The sequence below is a fragment of the Peptoniphilus asaccharolyticus DSM 20463 genome (genome assembly GCF_900176115.1).
Classification (GTDB): domain Bacteria; phylum Bacillota; class Clostridia; order Tissierellales; family Peptoniphilaceae; genus Peptoniphilus; species Peptoniphilus asaccharolyticus.
The window spans coordinates 260,962-276,306 of sequence record NZ_FWWR01000009.1; the positions used below are offsets into that span (position 1 = coordinate 260,962).

The 15,345-nt window shown below is 31.9% G+C and carries 17 protein-coding genes and 1 tRNA gene; 11 read left to right on the forward strand and 7 right to left on the reverse strand.

Going from position 1 to position 15,345, the window contains the following annotated elements; genetic code table 11:
- Window positions 1-11: 11 nt before the first annotated feature.
- Window positions 12-380, forward strand: a complete 369-nt coding sequence (gene gloA / locus B8869_RS01840) for a lactoylglutathione lyase (protein WP_084230049.1) — start codon at window positions 12-14, stop codon at window positions 378-380.
- A gap of 50 nt (window positions 381-430) precedes the next feature.
- Here the strand turns inward: gloA and B8869_RS01845 are convergent, their stop codons facing one another.
- Window positions 431-1,588 carry a tRNA(Met) cytidine acetate ligase gene (locus tag B8869_RS01845; protein WP_084230050.1) on the reverse strand — a complete coding sequence of 386 codons (1,158 nt, stop codon included), beginning with the start codon at window positions 1,586-1,588 and terminating at the stop codon, window positions 431-433.
- Between the two features lie 100 nt (window positions 1,589-1,688).
- Between B8869_RS01845 and B8869_RS01850 the strand changes: the two genes are divergently transcribed.
- From B8869_RS01850 to B8869_RS01885, 8 genes are all read left to right on the forward strand, one after another.
- Window positions 1,689-2,891, forward strand: a complete 1,203-nt coding sequence (locus B8869_RS01850; protein WP_084230051.1) for an acetate kinase — start codon at window positions 1,689-1,691, stop codon at window positions 2,889-2,891.
- A 134-nt stretch (window positions 2,892-3,025) separates the two neighbouring features.
- Window positions 3,026-3,541 (forward strand): YceD family protein, encoded by a 516-nt coding sequence (locus B8869_RS01855; RefSeq protein ID WP_084230052.1) that lies wholly within the window; start codon window positions 3,026-3,028, stop codon window positions 3,539-3,541.
- A 2-nt stretch (window positions 3,542-3,543) separates the two neighbouring features.
- Window positions 3,544-3,723 (forward strand): 50S ribosomal protein L32, encoded by a 180-nt coding sequence (gene rpmF, locus B8869_RS01860; RefSeq protein ID WP_084230053.1) that lies wholly within the window; start codon window positions 3,544-3,546, stop codon window positions 3,721-3,723.
- A 129-nt stretch (window positions 3,724-3,852) separates the two neighbouring features.
- Window positions 3,853-4,587, forward strand: a complete 735-nt coding sequence (locus tag B8869_RS01865; protein ID WP_084230054.1) for a YebC/PmpR family DNA-binding transcriptional regulator — start codon at window positions 3,853-3,855, stop codon at window positions 4,585-4,587.
- Between the two features lie 149 nt (window positions 4,588-4,736).
- Entirely contained in the window at window positions 4,737-5,396 is a 660-nt protein-coding gene (deoC, locus tag B8869_RS01870) for a deoxyribose-phosphate aldolase (protein ID WP_084230055.1), read from the forward strand.
- Window positions 5,386-6,123 (forward strand): prolipoprotein diacylglyceryl transferase, encoded by a 738-nt coding sequence (gene lgt / locus B8869_RS01875; protein WP_084230056.1) that lies wholly within the window; start codon window positions 5,386-5,388, stop codon window positions 6,121-6,123. Before deoC ends, lgt begins: the two co-directional genes overlap by 11 nt.
- 40 nt (window positions 6,124-6,163) lie before the next feature.
- Window positions 6,164-6,910, forward strand: coding sequence for a metallophosphoesterase (locus B8869_RS01880; RefSeq protein ID WP_084230057.1), 747 nt, complete (start codon window positions 6,164-6,166; stop codon window positions 6,908-6,910).
- Window position 6,911: 1 nt separating this feature from the next.
- Entirely contained in the window at window positions 6,912-8,516 is a 1,605-nt protein-coding gene (locus tag B8869_RS01885) for a potassium/proton antiporter (protein WP_084230058.1), read from the forward strand.
- 20 nt (window positions 8,517-8,536) lie between these two features.
- On the opposite strand, the gene B8869_RS01890 is transcribed toward B8869_RS01885, so the two are convergent.
- A complete protein-coding gene (locus tag B8869_RS01890; RefSeq protein ID WP_084230059.1) occupies window positions 8,537-9,337 on the reverse strand; it encodes a bifunctional 5,10-methylenetetrahydrofolate dehydrogenase/5,10-methenyltetrahydrofolate cyclohydrolase in 801 nt (266 codons plus the stop codon).
- Between the two features lie 73 nt (window positions 9,338-9,410).
- On the reverse strand, window positions 9,411-10,418 hold the full coding sequence (locus tag B8869_RS01895) for a YeiH family protein (RefSeq protein ID WP_084230060.1): 1,008 nt from the start codon (window positions 10,416-10,418) through the stop codon (window positions 9,411-9,413).
- A 110-nt stretch (window positions 10,419-10,528) separates the two neighbouring features.
- On the opposite strand from B8869_RS01895, the gene B8869_RS01900 reads away from it, so the two are divergent.
- The gene (locus tag B8869_RS01900; RefSeq protein ID WP_159445224.1) at window positions 10,529-11,401 is read left to right on the forward strand and encodes a LysR family transcriptional regulator; all 873 of its coding nucleotides are present in this window, start codon (window positions 10,529-10,531) and stop codon (window positions 11,399-11,401) included.
- Window positions 11,402-11,630: 229 nt separating this feature from the next.
- Here the strand turns inward: B8869_RS01900 and B8869_RS01905 are convergent.
- The 3 genes from B8869_RS01905 to deoD form a co-directional block, all read right to left on the reverse strand.
- Window positions 11,631-11,707: transfer RNA gene (locus B8869_RS01905), tRNA-His, on the reverse strand.
- 101 nt (window positions 11,708-11,808) lie between these two features.
- Window positions 11,809-12,387, reverse strand: coding sequence for a helix-hairpin-helix domain-containing protein (locus B8869_RS01910; protein WP_084230062.1), 579 nt, complete (start codon window positions 12,385-12,387; stop codon window positions 11,809-11,811).
- Window positions 12,388-12,395: 8 nt separating this feature from the next.
- The gene (deoD, locus tag B8869_RS01915; RefSeq protein WP_084230063.1) at window positions 12,396-13,091 is read right to left on the reverse strand and encodes a purine-nucleoside phosphorylase; all 696 of its coding nucleotides are present in this window, start codon (window positions 13,089-13,091) and stop codon (window positions 12,396-12,398) included.
- A gap of 78 nt (window positions 13,092-13,169) precedes the next feature.
- Here deoD and B8869_RS01920 point away from each other — a divergent pair, with 78 nt between their 5' ends.
- Window positions 13,170-14,399 carry an aminopeptidase gene (locus tag B8869_RS01920; RefSeq protein ID WP_084230064.1) on the forward strand — a complete coding sequence of 410 codons (1,230 nt, stop codon included), beginning with the start codon at window positions 13,170-13,172 and terminating at the stop codon, window positions 14,397-14,399.
- Here B8869_RS01920 and B8869_RS01925 read toward each other — a convergent pair.
- Window positions 14,392-15,297 (reverse strand): ribonuclease H-like domain-containing protein, encoded by a 906-nt coding sequence (locus tag B8869_RS01925; protein ID WP_084230065.1) that lies wholly within the window; start codon window positions 15,295-15,297, stop codon window positions 14,392-14,394. The two genes, B8869_RS01920 and B8869_RS01925, sit on opposite strands and share 8 nt — an antisense overlap.
- Window positions 15,298-15,345 lie beyond the last annotated feature (48 nt).

The following is a 15,345-nucleotide window of genomic DNA, read 5'->3' on the forward strand; positions in this document are numbered from 1 at the left end:
GGAGTTATAAAATGAAAACTTTGCATACAATGATAAGAGTAAAAGATTTGGAAAAATCTTTAGAGTTTTACAAAAATGCCTTAGGTTATGAAGAAAGTAGAGTTAGAGATTTTCCAGAATATAAATTTACTTTGGTATATTTAAAATTACCAGGTGATGATCAAGAACTTGAACTGACATATAACTATGGAAATGGGGAATATGATCTAGGTAATGGGTATGGTCATATAGCTCTTGGATGTGAGAATTTTATTGAACTACATGAGCGCTTAAGAAATGAAGGATATGATGTAACCGAGTTAAAAGGACTTACAGATACAGCTAATTACTTTTTTGTGAAGGATCCTGATGGATATAAAATTGAAATTATTAAGTGTTAAATAGAAAGAGAAGGATTGAATTTATCCTTCTCTTTTTTAATATAATCGTGCTACATTTTTATAAATGGATTATTTTTAAAATCTTGATTTAGCGGAGCTCCAGACATCATATTATAAGTATTTGTAATCAAAATTTCCTTTTTTATAATTTCTTTTGTAAATTCAGACAAGTTAGCTGTTTCTGAAAATTTTGTGATGTAATTAATATTATTATTTTTTATCTTATTTAGGATAGTGGTTCCTTTTGCATTTACAGCCAGTACTCTGATATAAGAATTATATAGAGACTCTAAAATAAATTCTCTTTTTAAATCAAATGTTATCTGAATTAAAAGTCTTCTTATTCTTGACTTAGTATATCTTTTGGTTGATATAGCATCTATATAATCATCGTAATCAGTTATATCTAAGTTGTCATACAATCTATTTTCTAAACCAAGTTCATAATCCATATAATCTGAGAAATTTATATTTCCAAGCATCAATTTGTATTTAAAGATTTTAAAGAACTCATGTGAGGTATTTATATAATTGTTTTTTAACTCTAAGTAAGTATTCTCAGGAACTAAACTTTTTAACTTATCGAATTTCTCTTCGTAACATAATTTTCTGATTGTGCTTGCAGATGCGAATCCATCAACTATTAAATCAGAAGAGTGTTCAACCTTTTTACGTGGAATTGAAAATGGTTTTATATTTGAATTGAATTTATTCAGAGCTTTTACATATTCAATGGCCAATATGTTGTTTGGTTTATTCATTATGAGCAACTCTTCTTCTGAAATGTTTGGATAGGAAAGTTGTTTTGCCTGTATAAATGAATATCCTTTTGATAAATTAATGGCTAGTAAATTTTTATCAATGGTTTTAGTCTTATCTACTAGATTAATTATGGATTGCAGAGTATCTTCTGCACCAAAGCACAAATTATCTATAGCTCCAAGACTATTTAGAATAGATACTGCTCCTTCTGAAAAAATTTGAGCATTTGATGTGCAATATACTGCAGGAAGTTCTAAGACCAAATCTGCACCATTTTCTATGGCGAGCCTTGCTCTTGTAAATTTATTTAGTATTGCAGGAGTGCCTCTTTGAGTGAAGGATGAGCTCATTATAATGACTGTATAATCAGAATTTATTGAATTTATTTGGTGTAGATGCCCATTATGAAATGGGTTATATTCAGCTATGATTGCATTTATAGACATAAATTTGACCTTTCTTTAATAAGTATCGTCAGAATCTTTTAATCTATGATATAATAAATTGAGTCAAATGTACAAAGATATTATATTTCAGGAGGAAAAAATGAAAATCTTAGTAATAAATTGTGGATCATCTTCATTAAAGTATCAATTAATTGATATGGATGGAGAAAAATTAATGGCAAAAGGTCTTGTAGAAAGAATTGGTATCGAAGGTTCTAGAGTTAAACATGAGACAATAGGTAAAGACAAAGAAGTTATAGAACAACCATTAAAAGATCACAAAGATGCTCTTAAAATTGTTATGGATGCAATAATTAATGAAAACTATGGAGCTATAAAATCATTAGACGAAATTGGAGCAGTTGGACACAGAGTAGTACACGGTGGAGAAGACTTTGCAGAATCTGTAGTTATAACTGATGAAGTTATAAAAGCTATAGAAGCTAATGTTGAGGTAGCGCCTCTTCACAATCCTCCAAATATAATGGGAATTGAAGCGGTATCTGCATTACTTCCAGAAGTTAAACAAGTAGCTGTTTTTGATACAGCATTCCATCAAACAATGCCAGCTAAAAACTATATATATGCTATTCCTTATGAAAATTATGAAACATATAAAATTAGAAGATATGGTTTCCACGGAACTTCTCATAAATATGTAACTCAAAGAGCTGCAGAAATGTTAGGAAAGAGCGTTGATGAAATAAACTTAATCACTTGCCATCTTGGTAACGGAGCTAGTATTACAGCGGTAAAGAATGGTAAGAGCTATGATACAACTATGGGATTCACACCACTTGAAGGACTTCCAATGGGAACAAGAAGTGGTAATATAGACCCTGCTATAGAAACTTTCTTAATGACTAAGAAAAATCTTTCAGTTGCAGAAATTGACAATCTTTTAAATAAGCAATCAGGAGTTCTTGGAATTAGTGGAGTTTCTTCAGACTTTAGAGATATAGAAGAAGCAGCTGATTCAGGAAATGAAAGAGCTAAATTAGCACTTGAAATATACGAAACAAGTGTTGCTAAATTTATAGCATCTTATATGAGCCATTTTGATTCATTAGAAAGCATAGACGGAATAGTGTTTACAGCAGGTCTTGGAGAAAATTCTCCAGAAACTAGAGAACATGTTTCTGAAAAATTAGCAGTTTTCGGAGTCGAAATAGACAAGAAAGAAAATAAGATGAGAGGGGAAGAAAAAATAGTTTCTACTCTAAACTCTAAAATTAGAGTAATAGCGATCCCAACAAATGAAGAACTTATGATAGCAAGAGATACTGAAGCTCTTGTAAAATAAGTAGGATAAATTACTTTAAAAAAGAATAATTTATTTAGATTTTATGTGTAATTATCAATGATTTGGTCTAAATTAGTCTTGACTAAATTGGATTTTCAAGATATAATTACCTGTATGAAATTTTGAGGTGATTTATGAGGCTTAATTTAAAAGATTTTCTCAAAAGTCCGGATCAAAATTTAAACTTTGAAGGGCAAATAGAAAAAAACGAAACAGAATATGTCATAGATGGTTTAAATATAAATTTTCCGATAGGTTATAGGGGAATAGTGACTAAGCTGGGAGATAATTTAAAATTAGATCTTAACGTTAGTTATTCATTTGATACCAATTGTGACAGATGCCTAAAACCAATGAAAGAAATTATGGATTCAAGTCTTGAAGCTTATTCATTTGAAGAAAACTTTATAGACGAATCTGATTCACAGTCTTTTCAAGTTGAAAATGACGAAATATATTTGGATGACTTAGTTATTTCCCAAGTTATAACTTCGATTCCTTTAAAGAGCCTATGTAAAGAGGATTGTAAAGGACTGTGTCCAAATTGTGGAGTAGATCTAAATGAACATCAATGCGATTGTTCGCAAGATGAACAGATAGATTTAAGATTTGAAAAACTGCTAAATTTATTTAATGATGAGGAGGTGTAAAAATGGCAGTACCTAAGAGAAAAACTTCAAAGCAAAGAAGAAACAAGAGAAGAGCATCTTCTTATAGATTAAATAAAGTAACTATAGTAGAATGTCCAAACTGTCACGAGGCAAAGATGCCGCACAGAGTTTGTCCAAGCTGTGGATATTATGACGGAAAAGAAGTGCTTGTAACAGAGTAATAATCATGATAAAGAAACTTCCCTGTACAGGGGAGTTTTTTATTTATGTAGTAATAATTAGGATATTCTTTTATTAAATCTATTAATAATATGTGGTAAAATTAAAATAATAAACTAAGGAGGGAAAAAATGTCAGGACATTCTAAATGGCATAACATAAAGCAAAAAAAAGGTAAAGAAGATGCCAAAAGAGGCAGAATATTTACTAAACTTGGTAAATATATAATGGTAGCAGTTAAGGAAGGTGGTCCGGATCCTGACTATAATCCACAGCTAAAAGTTGCAATAGATAAAGCAAAAGCTGAAAACATGCCTAATGACAATATAGAAAGAGCTATTAAAAAAGGTGCTGGAGAAGATAGTGCTGATAGTTTTGAAGAAATAACATACGAAGGATATGGACCAAGTGGTATAGCTGTTTTAGTTAACTGTTTGACTGATAATAGAAATAGAACAGCTCCAGACGTTAGACATGCGTTTGATAAATACGGCGGAAACTTGGGAACTCCAGGTAGTGTATCTTTTATGTTTGATAAAAAAGGACAAATCGTTGTGCTATCTGATGGAATAGATGGAGACGAGTTGATGATGGTGGCAATAGATGCTGGGGCTGAAGATGTTATCGAAGCAGAAGATGCATACGAAGTTATAACAGCGGTTGAAGATTACCACAAAGTTAGACAAGCTCTTGAAGAATCAGGATATGAATTTGTTCAATCTGATATAACTTATATACCACAAAATTACACTACACTGACAGATCCAGATGATATAAAAAATATGGAAAAGATGATAGATGTTTTAGAAGATAATGATGATGTACAAGAGGTTTATACTAACTGGGATAGACCTGAAGAGGACTAATCAAGCTAAAGTGTTAGTTAATATAATTGGGTATAGCTATTATATAGATAGTCCAATTTATTTAATACATTAATAGCTTTTAAAATTTATAGCTATTTATAGATTTAATAGTTTAAGTACGTCGAGTGTTTAAGAATATGGAGGAAATTATGAATTTAAACAAGTATATTGACCACACATTATTAAAACCGGAAGCAACAAAAGAAGCAATTTTAAAGTTGATTGATGAAGCTAAACAATATGATTTTTGTTCAGTGTGTATAAATCCTGCATGGGTGTCTTTAGCAGCTAAAGAACTTAAAGATACTGATGTTAAAGTTTGTACTGTAATTGGATTTGATTTAGGTGCAACTACAACGGCTTCAAAGGCATTTGAAACAGCTAATGCAGTTGAAAATGGTGCGGACGAAGTTGATATGGTAATCAACGTAGGGTTCTTAAAGTCAAAAGAATATGATTTAGTTAAAGAAGATATTGCTGAAGTTGTTAAAGCAGCTAATGGAAAAATTGTTAAAGTTATCATAGAAACTTGCTTGTTGACTGATGAAGAAATAGTGAAAGTTTGTCAATTATCAAAAGAAGCGGGAGCAGATTTTGTAAAGACTTCTACAGGATTTAATTCAGGTGGAGCAACTGTTGAAGATGTTAAGCTTATGAAGGAAACTGTAGGTGAAATGTTAGTTAAGGCTTCAGGTGGTATAAGAGATTTAGATACAGCTTTAAAAATGATTGAAGCTGGAGCTGACAGACTTGGGGTTAGTGCCGGAATTCAAATTATAGAAGAATACAAGGCAAGAAATGCAAATTAATCCAGTAGCTTTTACAATATTTGGAATAGAGGTTATGTGGTATGGCATATTGATAGCAATAGGGGCCTTATCTGCAATAACTATAGCAAATAAATTAGGTAAAAGAGAAGGTTTTAAAGAAGACATAATTTATGACTATGCAATGATAGCTCTGCTACTAGGAGTGGTTGGAGCTAGGGCATACTATGTGATTTTTAATTTAGACTATTATATGCAACATACTTCAGAAATTTTAGCTATTAGAAATGGTGGCTTGGCAATTTATGGCGGGATAATAACTGGAGTTATAGTTGGAATAGTCTATACCAAAATAAAAGGTATAAAATTTTTCAAATTGGCTGATGTAATTGCTCCAGGACTAGCTCTTGCACAAGGGATTGGTAGATGGGGTAACTTTGTAAATCAAGAGGCTCATGGAGCGCCTACAGACGTTACGTGGGGTATTATGATAGATGGGGTTAAGGTTCATCCTACATTCTTATATGAGTCCATATTAGACGTTGGAATTTTTATCTTTTTATATTTCTTCTTATACAATAAAAAGAAATTTGAAGGACAAATTTTTGCAACTTATGGAATGATTTATGGCTTAGGTAGATTTGTAATAGAGGGAATGAGAACAGATTCTCTTTACTTTGGTGGGATGAGAGTTTCTCAAATTGTGAGTTTACTTATAGTATTGGTATCAGCATCATTTATTATGTATTCAAAGAGAAAGGCGAAGTGACCTTTCTCTTTTTTTATATTGAAATGGTATAATAGATAGTATGAAGACAATTTTATTTGTGTTAGCGTTAGTATTGTATTTATATTTTCAACTTGCAGTTGTAAAAGTTAAGACTATAAATATAACTAATGGGAAGATAAAAAATTTTAGATTTGTACAAATTTCAGATTATCACAACAATGTTTTGATAGATCTAAATAAGATAGAAGAGAATATAGAAAAATTTGAACCAGATGCAGTTTTTTTAACGGGAGATATTATATCTAGGGATACAAATAAATTGGATAGAGTAGAGAGGCTATTAAAAATTGTATCTAGATATCAGACGTTTTTTGTTATGGGTAATCATGAATTTGAAAACAATATGATTGATATAAATTTAATCTTAGAAAAATATGGTATTAAAAATTTAAAAAATGATTCTTATTTAATTAAGAGTAGTGACTTAAATATTAAAGTATTTGGAGAAGAGTTCAGAGGGAGTAATTCGGACTATCAATATGCGGACTACAATATTTTGTTGGTACACAGTCCTGAGCAATTTTTAAACAATTTTAAACCTTATGATTTAGTGCTTAGCGGTCATAAACATGGCGGTCAGGTAAGAGTCCCTTTTATAGGGCAGATAATAGACCATGGGCCGAAGTTTTTCCCTAAGTATTCTATGGGATTATACAATGTAAAAAATACTTTATTGTATATAGACTCTGGTTTGGGTCAGAGTTTATATATTAGATTATTCGATAGAGTTTCGTACACTCAAGGGATAATAAAAGGAGGGGATTAGTATTAGTCTTTTATTGGTTGCGATAGTTTTAATGCTTGCATTATTTGCAGTTAGAATAGCAGATTTTTCGGGAATTCCATCATTACTTCTGTTTATATTTCTCGGAATAGCATTTAATTTAATGGGATTTGAATTTTATGATTTTGAAGTGTCAAACAGTATAGCAACTTTGGCTCTTATGATAATTATGTTTTACGGTGGATTTAGCACCAATTGGAGCATGGGAAAGCCTGTTTGGAAAGAGAGTGCAATACTAAGCACATTTGGAGTATTCTTTACTGCAATTTTAACAGGTGCATTTTGTCACTATGTGCTTAGATTTAAGTTGTTAGAATCCATGCTTTTGGGATCTGTCATAGCGTCTACAGACTATGCGAGTGTATCTTCGATTTTGGTTTCGAAAAATTTGAACTTTAAATATTCAACTGCGCCTCTGTTGGAACTTGAAAGTGGTTCAAATGACCCTACAGCTTATACTATGACTTTTGTATTTATTTCGCTATTGGCGGGAGAGAGTATCTCTGTTCCTATTTTAGTTTTAAAACAAGTTGGTTTTGGAATTTTGATAGGTTTTGGGATGGGAGTGATAGTAAAGCACTTAATCAAAAACATACACTTTGATGAAGATGGATTGTTTACAGTTTTTATAGCGGCTACTATGATTGCTACATATTCTATAGCTATTTTGATAGAGGGAAATGGATATCTTGCAATTTACTTATATGGAATATATTTGGGAAATCAAGAGTTCTCAAGGAAGAGGGATGTTGTATTTTTCTATGATGGATTGGGAGGCTTAGTTCAAATTGGGCTATTCTTTTTACTTGGTTTGTTGTGTAATGTACAGCGTTTAATAGGCGTATTTCCAGTTGCTTTGGTAGTGATGTTATTTATAACATTGATTGCAAGGCCGTTTAGTGTGTTTATGCTTATGAAACCTTTTAAATTAAAAAATAATCAACTTAGCATAATTTCTATAGCGGGGCTTAGAGGAGCTGCTGCAATTGCATTTGCAATAATGGTAGTGAATAGCAAAGTGAAAGTGACGATTGATATATTCCACATAGTATTTTTAATATGTCTTTTATCTTCATTTATTCAAGGTTCAATTATGCCAATTTTGTCAAAAAAGCTAAATATGTTAGAAGAGAGTGACACTGTACTTAAGAATTTCAATTTCTATCAAGATAAGTCGGACATAGGTTTTATTCAAACTAAAATAGAAAAAGGATCTAGATGGGACAATGTGCCTCTTAAGGATTTTAATCTAACTTTTAATTTAATAGTTGCGAAAATTGAAAGACAAGGCAAGACCATAGTTCCGAATGGAGAGACTCTGATAAGAGAGGGCGACATTATAGTGCTTGGAGGTCAAAGCTATTTTGATACTACAGGTTCTAACTTAATAGAGATGACTCTTTCTAATGGACATAAATGGGTAGGTAAAAAGATAAAGGATTTAGAATTTAAAGAAAAGCAGTTAATCGTAATGCTACAAACTATTGATAATAAAATAATAGTGCCAAACGGAGAAACTTATCTATATGAAGGGGATAAGGTAGTTATTTTAAAACAGAACAGAAAGAAAACTCAGATTAAAAAATAGTCTGAGTTTTTTATTTGAAATTATTTAATAACACTTTCGATTAAAAGTAGATTAGTAAGCCCGCCAACTCCATTTGGAACAGGAGAGTAAGCTTTAATTTTATCTTGTATGTCTGCAGAGTTTAAATCGCCTGTAAATCGACCATCTTCATTTCTAGTAATGGCAATATCTATTACTATAGCATCTTCACTAAAATAGCTCGAATCTAAAAATTCACTTTCACCAACGGCAGTGAATATAATGTCAGCTCTTAAGCTATGTTCTCTTAAATTTTTGGTTTTTATATGAGCTATTTCAACGGTTGCAAATCTATTTAAAAGTAACATTGCAAGAGGTTTTCCGACTACGTTTGAGTGATTTATTATTAAGCAGTTTTTAGACTCTACATCTATTCCATAATAGTCCAGAAGTTCTATAGAAGCTTTTGGGGCAAGTGGAATAAATCCAGAAGTATCACCTGAATATAATTTAGCTTTGTTAATTGGATTCATACAATCAACATCTTTTTCAGGAGATATTAAACGATCTAATTCATCTTCATCAACGCCATCTGGGATAGGTCTAAAGATTAAAATACCTGTTACAGAATCATCTTCGTTGAGCTTTTGTAAATCTGAATAGGCATTTTCCGGAGTAGTATCTATAACTACAACTTCTAAATCAACTTTGTTTGCAGTTGAAGTTAGACCTTTTAAATAAGCGCTATTTCCAAAATTTTTCTCTAATCTTAAAATGGCTAATTTACTATTTGCAGTAGAATACTTTTTTAAATTTTTAAGTTTTTCCTCATAAAGAGGTTTTGAATATAATATTTTAGTCATTAGTCACCTCTACATACTATTGTTCCAAAGCAATTGATTTCTGTCAATAAAAAAATCCTTCGTAGAAGAAGGATTAAGATAAGTGCATAAGACTTTGAATTAAAAGACTTACTGTGGTGATTGAAACCCAACAGCAGAATCCTAAGATTATTGCCTTGCCACCAGTTTTTATAATATTTACAATGTCAGTGCTAAGTCCGATACCAGCCATAGCCATAGTTATAAAAAACTTAGAAAGAGTTTTAAGTGGCTTGAAGATAGCTGGAGAAGCTCCTAACTGTATTGAAACAGTGGTTACTATACTTGCAATTAAGAAAAATAGTATAAAGTATGGAAAAATCTTTTTTATACTCACATTGTTGTTTGAAGTCTTTTCTTTTTTCAATCTTATAAATGCCAAAGTTAGCACTATTGGTATGATGGCTAAAGTTCTGGTCAATTTAACTATTGTGGCAGTCTCAAGAGCATTTGCTCCGGAGTGTATTCCGTCCCAGACAGTTGCTGCCGCTGTAACAGATGAGGTGTCGTTTATTGCAGTGCCTGCAAACAGACCAAAGCCTGTGTTAGATAGACCTAAGTATTCTCCAAAGCTTGGGAAGATTAGTGCTGCCAATATGTTAAATAGAAATATTACAGAAATAGCTTTTGCAACTTCTTCATCTTCGGCTTCGATAACTGGTGCAGTAGCAGCTATGGCAGAGCCACCGCAGATTGATGAACCAACGCCAACTAAGATGGCTGTGTTGGATTGAATGTTTAGAACTTTTTGTAAAACATAAGCCACGATTAGTGATGTTAGAATAGTAGAAATAATTATAGGCAGAGAAGTCGCCCCCACTTTAATTACATCAGATAAATTCATCCCAAAGCCGAGGAACACAACAGCAAGTTGAAGAATGTACTTAGAAGTGAATTTAATTCCGTTTTGAGTTAAGCTCTTATCTTTATAAAAGAGACTGATCAACATACCAACTAATATTGCAAATACAGCTCCGCCGACAAGTGGGAATCTACTTCCTAAGAAAGTACAAAAAAGTGTTATTACAAAGCACAATAACATACCAGGAAATTTATTTTTCATTTATACAACTCCTATCTTATTTAATTCAAATGTATTATACAAAGAAATTGATTAAAAATAAAATTATAATATGTTATACTTTCATAAGAAATATTTATAGTAGGTGCAAGATGATAGATTACAGAATGAAAACTTTTATAGTTGTGTGCAAGACATTAAATTTTACTCAAGCAGCGAGAGAGTTAAATATAACTCAACCGGCAGTTTCAAACCATATAAAAGCAATTGAAGAAGAATATGGAATCGATCTTTTTAAGTTCCAAGGTAAAAAAGTTATTTTAACTGAAGAGGGAAAGCTACTTTTGAATTTGATAAGTTCCATGACAAATGATATAGAGCATTTTAAGGACTATTTATCACATAACAGAAGCAAGGTGAGATTGAATTTTGGAACCACACTCTCGATAGGAGAATATATAATGTCTCCTATTTTAACTAAAATAATCTCAAAAGAATCTCAATTGTCATTGAGAATGGTAGTTGAGAATACGAAAAAACTTTTGGAACTATTGGACACGGGGAAGATAGATTTTGCGATTGTAGAGGGATATTTTAAAAGACACTCTTATCAGAGCAAGGTGTTGAAAAAAGACAGATTAATTCCGGTATGTTCAAGCGATTACGATATAAAAGACAATGTGAGAATAGAAGAAATTTTTGACAACTGGATTTTTGTCAGAGAAGAGGGTTCTGGAACTAGAGAGGTTTTAGATAGGACTCTTAGAGGAATGAACTATTCGACAGATGATTTTAAAAACATATCTGAGATAGGAAATTTGAACGCCATTAAAAGTTTGGTTGAGAACGGACTTGGAATATCATTTATGTATGAATCCGTAGTTGCCAAAGAAATAGAAGATGGAATTTTAAGAGAGATAAAATTAAATGATTTCGAGGCGACACATGATTTCACATTTTTATGGAAAGAGGGAAGTTTTTATTCAAAGTATTATGAAGAGTTATTTGAGATGATGAGAGAATAGATTTTGAAAGAATTATGCAGGGGCGGCACATTTGTGTTGAAATTTATAACCAAAAAATATTTTAAAAATTATGTATTTCATTATCCACGAATTGTAACGGGCGGGCTTCGCGTTGCTCGTCGCCCCTACGGCGGTACGGTCTCACGATGTTTGTGCGTCCCCTACAAATAATAATTATAAAAAGACAAATAAAAAAGGAACAGTCATAAAAACTGTTCCTTAATTTTAATGGGGTGGATAGTGGGATTCGAACCCACGATCTCAAGTGCCACAAACTCGCGCCCTAACCAACTAGGCCATATCCACCAAAACCGATACCAATATATTACCAAAATTTGATAACCATGTCAAATGTTTTTTTATTTAAATTTAATAATTAAAGCCCTCCATGTTTAAGAGAGCTTTAATTAAACTGAAATAGAGTCTTCCAACGATTCAAAAGTTTTTTCACCAATGCCTGGCACATTCATAATATCTTCTATTTTCTTAAATTGAGTTTTTTCTCTATATTTAATAATACTTTGGGCAGTTTTTTCGCCAACATTTGGAAGTTTCATCAAATCTTCTTTGGTTGCTGAGTTTATATTTATTTTTGAGAGTTCTTCGCCACCAGATGACTTAGCAACTTCGCCAACGTAAGGAATATAAACTCTGTCTTCGTCGGCTAATTTCTTAGCTAAGTTTATATTGTTCATGTCTGCGTCTTCGAACATTCCGCCACACGCGTTTACTGCATCTATAACTCTTGAGCCGGATGGAAGTTTAACAAGGCCTGGACTTTTCACACGTCCTGCAACATGCACATAAATTTCTTCAGGTTCATCTTCTAAAAGTAATTTGCTGTCGGATTCAGAAATTTGGTTAGAACTTTCTAATGAAAGCTTTGGTTCTGATTTAACTTCTGTCATATCGACATAAATTTTAGCCAAAAACATAGCAATTACTACAAATACACCTATCAAAATTTTATTTTTCTTAAAGTCCATAGCAACACCTATAGGTTAAGTGCTATTTCCATCATTTTTGTAAATGAATTTTGTCTTTCTTCAGCTGTTGTTTCTTTTTGTGTAACAAGTGAGTCTGAAACAGTTAAAATTGTAAGAGCTTTTTTACCTAAGTTGGCAGCAATTGTGTAAAGTGCATAAGATTCCATTTCTACGGCTAATACATCCATTGATTGCCATTTTTTCCAAGCATTGACATCATCTTGATAGAATACGTCAGATGACAATACGTTTCCAACGTGAGGTTCTATTCCCAAGTCTTTTGCATTGTTATATGCTTTAAGTAGTAGGTCAAAGTCTGCTATGGCACTAAATGTACCGGGGATGTGGTAGTTTTCTTGAAATGATGAGTTGGTACAAGCTCCTTGTGCAAGAACTATGTCATATAAATCAAGTTTATCTGAATAAGCTCCGCAAGAGCCAACTCTTATAATATTCTCAACTCCGTAGAAATTGAATAGTTCATAAGCATATATACTTATTGAGGGGATACCCATTCCACTACCCATTACAGAAATTTTCTTACCTTTGTATTCGCCTGTATATCCATACATATTTCTAACGTCTGTTACTAAAGATACATTTTCTAAATAATTTTCGGCAATAAATTTTGCACGTAGAGGATCTCCTGGCATTAAGACAGTTTTTGCGAATGCATTTTCTTTTGCGTTTATATGTGGTGTCATAAAATCATCTCCTTAAATTGTATTTTATAATATTAAAGTAATAGAGGCAATATGGTATAATTTTTGAGAGGTGATTTTATGAATTTCGAACAAAATTTGGCAAAATATGCAAAGTTAATAATAAATACTGGAATAAAAGTTAAAGAAGGAGATATGGTTTCAATTGCGGGCGAAGTTGTGAACTATGAATTTTTAAGATACATAGCTGAAGAAGCCTACGCAGCTGGAGCGCATGATGTAAAAATCCATTACAACGATCAAAAATTCAACAAGTTAAAATATCAAAATTCTCCACTTGAAGTGCTTACAAATGTACCTGAGTATACTATAGATGAGCAGTTGTACTTACTTGATAACAAGGCTAAGTATGTAAAGGTAATAGGTTCGGATCCAAACGGATTAAAGGGCGTTGATTCTGACAAACTTCAAAAAGCTATTATGGCTCGTTCAAAGGCTTTAAAAGAAGTTAATAAGAGAATGATGAACAGCGAAACATCTTGGATTGTGGTTGGAGCGCCTACTGTTGAGTGGGCTAAATCTGTCTATCCTGAATTGAGCGACGAAGAAGCTGTTGAAAAGCTATGGGATGCAATATTTAAAACAACAAGGGTAGATTTAGATGATCCGGAAGCTGCATGGGATGAACATGTAAACAATTTAAAGAAGTGGTCAGATTTCTTAAATGAAAATGAATTTGAAATGCTACACTTCAAATCTGAAAAGGGAACTGATTTAAAAGTAAAGCTTCCTAAGGGATATATATTTGCAGGAGCAAGTGAGTATGCAAAAACTGGCGATGAATTTATTGCCAATATACCAACTGAAGAAGTATTTTCTCTACCTCATAGAGAGGGAGTGGATGGAATAGTGTATTCTACAAAACCTCTTAACTATAATGGAAATTTAATTGATGAATTCTATTTGAAATTTGAAAATGGAAAAGTTGTAGAATTTGATGCTAAAGAGGGATATGAAACTTTAAAAAATCTTTTAGAAACTGATGAAGGGGCTTCAAGAATTGGAGAGGTTGCATTGGTTCCTTTTGATTCTCCAATTTCGAATTCAGGATTATTGTTCTTTGAAACTCTTTATGATGAGAATGCGGCTTGCCATTTAGCACTTGGAAAGGCATATCCTACAAGCATAAAGGGCGGAGATGAAATGAGCGATGAAGAGCTTGTAAAGGCCGGAGCTAATGACTCTCTTGTGCATGTTGATTTTATGATAGGAGATGCGACTACTGAAATAGTTGCTTATAAGGGAGAGAATAAGGTACAAATCTTTAAGGATGGAAATTTTGTCATATAACAAATAGTTTGGAAAGATGATTCTTAGTCAGTTCTAAGATATTTTCCCAAATAGGGTTTTTATAATATAACAAATGAATTTGATGCGGACTTGCTATGTTTGAATGATTAGTGAGTTCGCCATTTTTATTTAAGACATAGAAAACTAATTCATCATCTGAATATTTTCCCTCTTTAATTTCAAGTTGTAATTTAAAAGTTTTTTCAGACACTCTAAGGGAGTGGTAAAATGAATTTATTTCAAGTTCACTTTCGAGTTCTGTTTGGCCTTGAATGGTTAGAAAATTATTTTTAAAGTTGAATTTTTCAACTCTAAAATTGTATTCATTTATTTTAAAATTTATAAGGGGTTCAATTTCTTCTATTATCTTAAGTGACTTATCAAGATAGACCAAACTGTCCTTTGCATGAGTTATTACATCACAAATATTGTCCTCTTCTTTAGAAATCAAATACTTTTTGATTGAGTTTGCAATCTTGAAACCTGAAATGTATTTTGGACGCACTAAGCCCAAGTATTTTTCGATTTCTTTTTGTTTTAAAGATGAAAGATTTAATATAAAATTAAAATTTTTCAGATACTTATGCAGAGAAAAGCTTTCAACTGAAAAATCTATTTTATAGAATTTAAATTTTTCTCTTAGAAATGACATGTCGAAATCTCCATTAAAAGTGATTAAATTTGTAGTTGGGAGAGAGGATATTAGTTCGAATTCATCTTTTAGGTTTGAAAGGTACTTTATAGTTAATAGACCTGTATTCACTTCTAAAGTTGCCAATATAAATACAGAGTCGGTGAATTTAGACAGACCTGTGGTTTCTATTTTTAAAAGTGTATGGTCTTTGAAATGTTTTTTTGTATAATCAGAAATTTTAATCGTTTCAGTGTAAGTATTCATTAGTTCCATCCTTTTAATTACATTACATATATCATATAATAATACAAG

What these genes read in the sequence shown, in the direction of transcription:
- gloA (WP_084230049.1), top strand. Translation starts at nt 12, where the DNA reads ATGAAAACTTTGCATACAATGATAAGAGTAAAAGATTTGGAAAAATCT.
- B8869_RS01845 (WP_084230050.1), bottom strand. Translation starts at nt 1,588, where the DNA reads ATGTCTATAAATGCAATCATAGCTGAATATAACCCATTTCATAATGGG.
- B8869_RS01850 (WP_084230051.1), top strand. Translation starts at nt 1,689, where the DNA reads ATGAAAATCTTAGTAATAAATTGTGGATCATCTTCATTAAAGTATCAA.
- B8869_RS01855 (WP_084230052.1), top strand. Translation starts at nt 3,026, where the DNA reads ATGAGGCTTAATTTAAAAGATTTTCTCAAAAGTCCGGATCAAAATTTA.
- rpmF (WP_084230053.1), top strand. Translation starts at nt 3,544, where the DNA reads ATGGCAGTACCTAAGAGAAAAACTTCAAAGCAAAGAAGAAACAAGAGA.
- B8869_RS01865 (WP_084230054.1), top strand. Translation starts at nt 3,853, where the DNA reads ATGTCAGGACATTCTAAATGGCATAACATAAAGCAAAAAAAAGGTAAA.
- deoC (WP_084230055.1), top strand. Translation starts at nt 4,737, where the DNA reads ATGAATTTAAACAAGTATATTGACCACACATTATTAAAACCGGAAGCA.
- lgt (WP_084230056.1), top strand. Translation starts at nt 5,386, where the DNA reads ATGCAAATTAATCCAGTAGCTTTTACAATATTTGGAATAGAGGTTATG.
- B8869_RS01880 (WP_084230057.1), top strand. Translation starts at nt 6,164, where the DNA reads ATGAAGACAATTTTATTTGTGTTAGCGTTAGTATTGTATTTATATTTT.
- B8869_RS01890 (WP_084230059.1), bottom strand. Translation starts at nt 9,337, where the DNA reads ATGACTAAAATATTATATTCAAAACCTCTTTATGAGGAAAAACTTAAA.
- B8869_RS01895 (WP_084230060.1), bottom strand. Translation starts at nt 10,418, where the DNA reads ATGAAAAATAAATTTCCTGGTATGTTATTGTGCTTTGTAATAACACTT.
- B8869_RS01900 (WP_159445224.1), top strand. Translation starts at nt 10,529, where the DNA reads ATGATAGATTACAGAATGAAAACTTTTATAGTTGTGTGCAAGACATTA.
- B8869_RS01910 (WP_084230062.1), bottom strand. Translation starts at nt 12,387, where the DNA reads ATGGACTTTAAGAAAAATAAAATTTTGATAGGTGTATTTGTAGTAATT.
- deoD (WP_084230063.1), bottom strand. Translation starts at nt 13,091, where the DNA reads ATGACACCACATATAAACGCAAAAGAAAATGCATTCGCAAAAACTGTC.
- B8869_RS01920 (WP_084230064.1), top strand. Translation starts at nt 13,170, where the DNA reads ATGAATTTCGAACAAAATTTGGCAAAATATGCAAAGTTAATAATAAAT.
- B8869_RS01925 (WP_084230065.1), bottom strand. Translation starts at nt 15,297, where the DNA reads ATGAATACTTACACTGAAACGATTAAAATTTCTGATTATACAAAAAAA.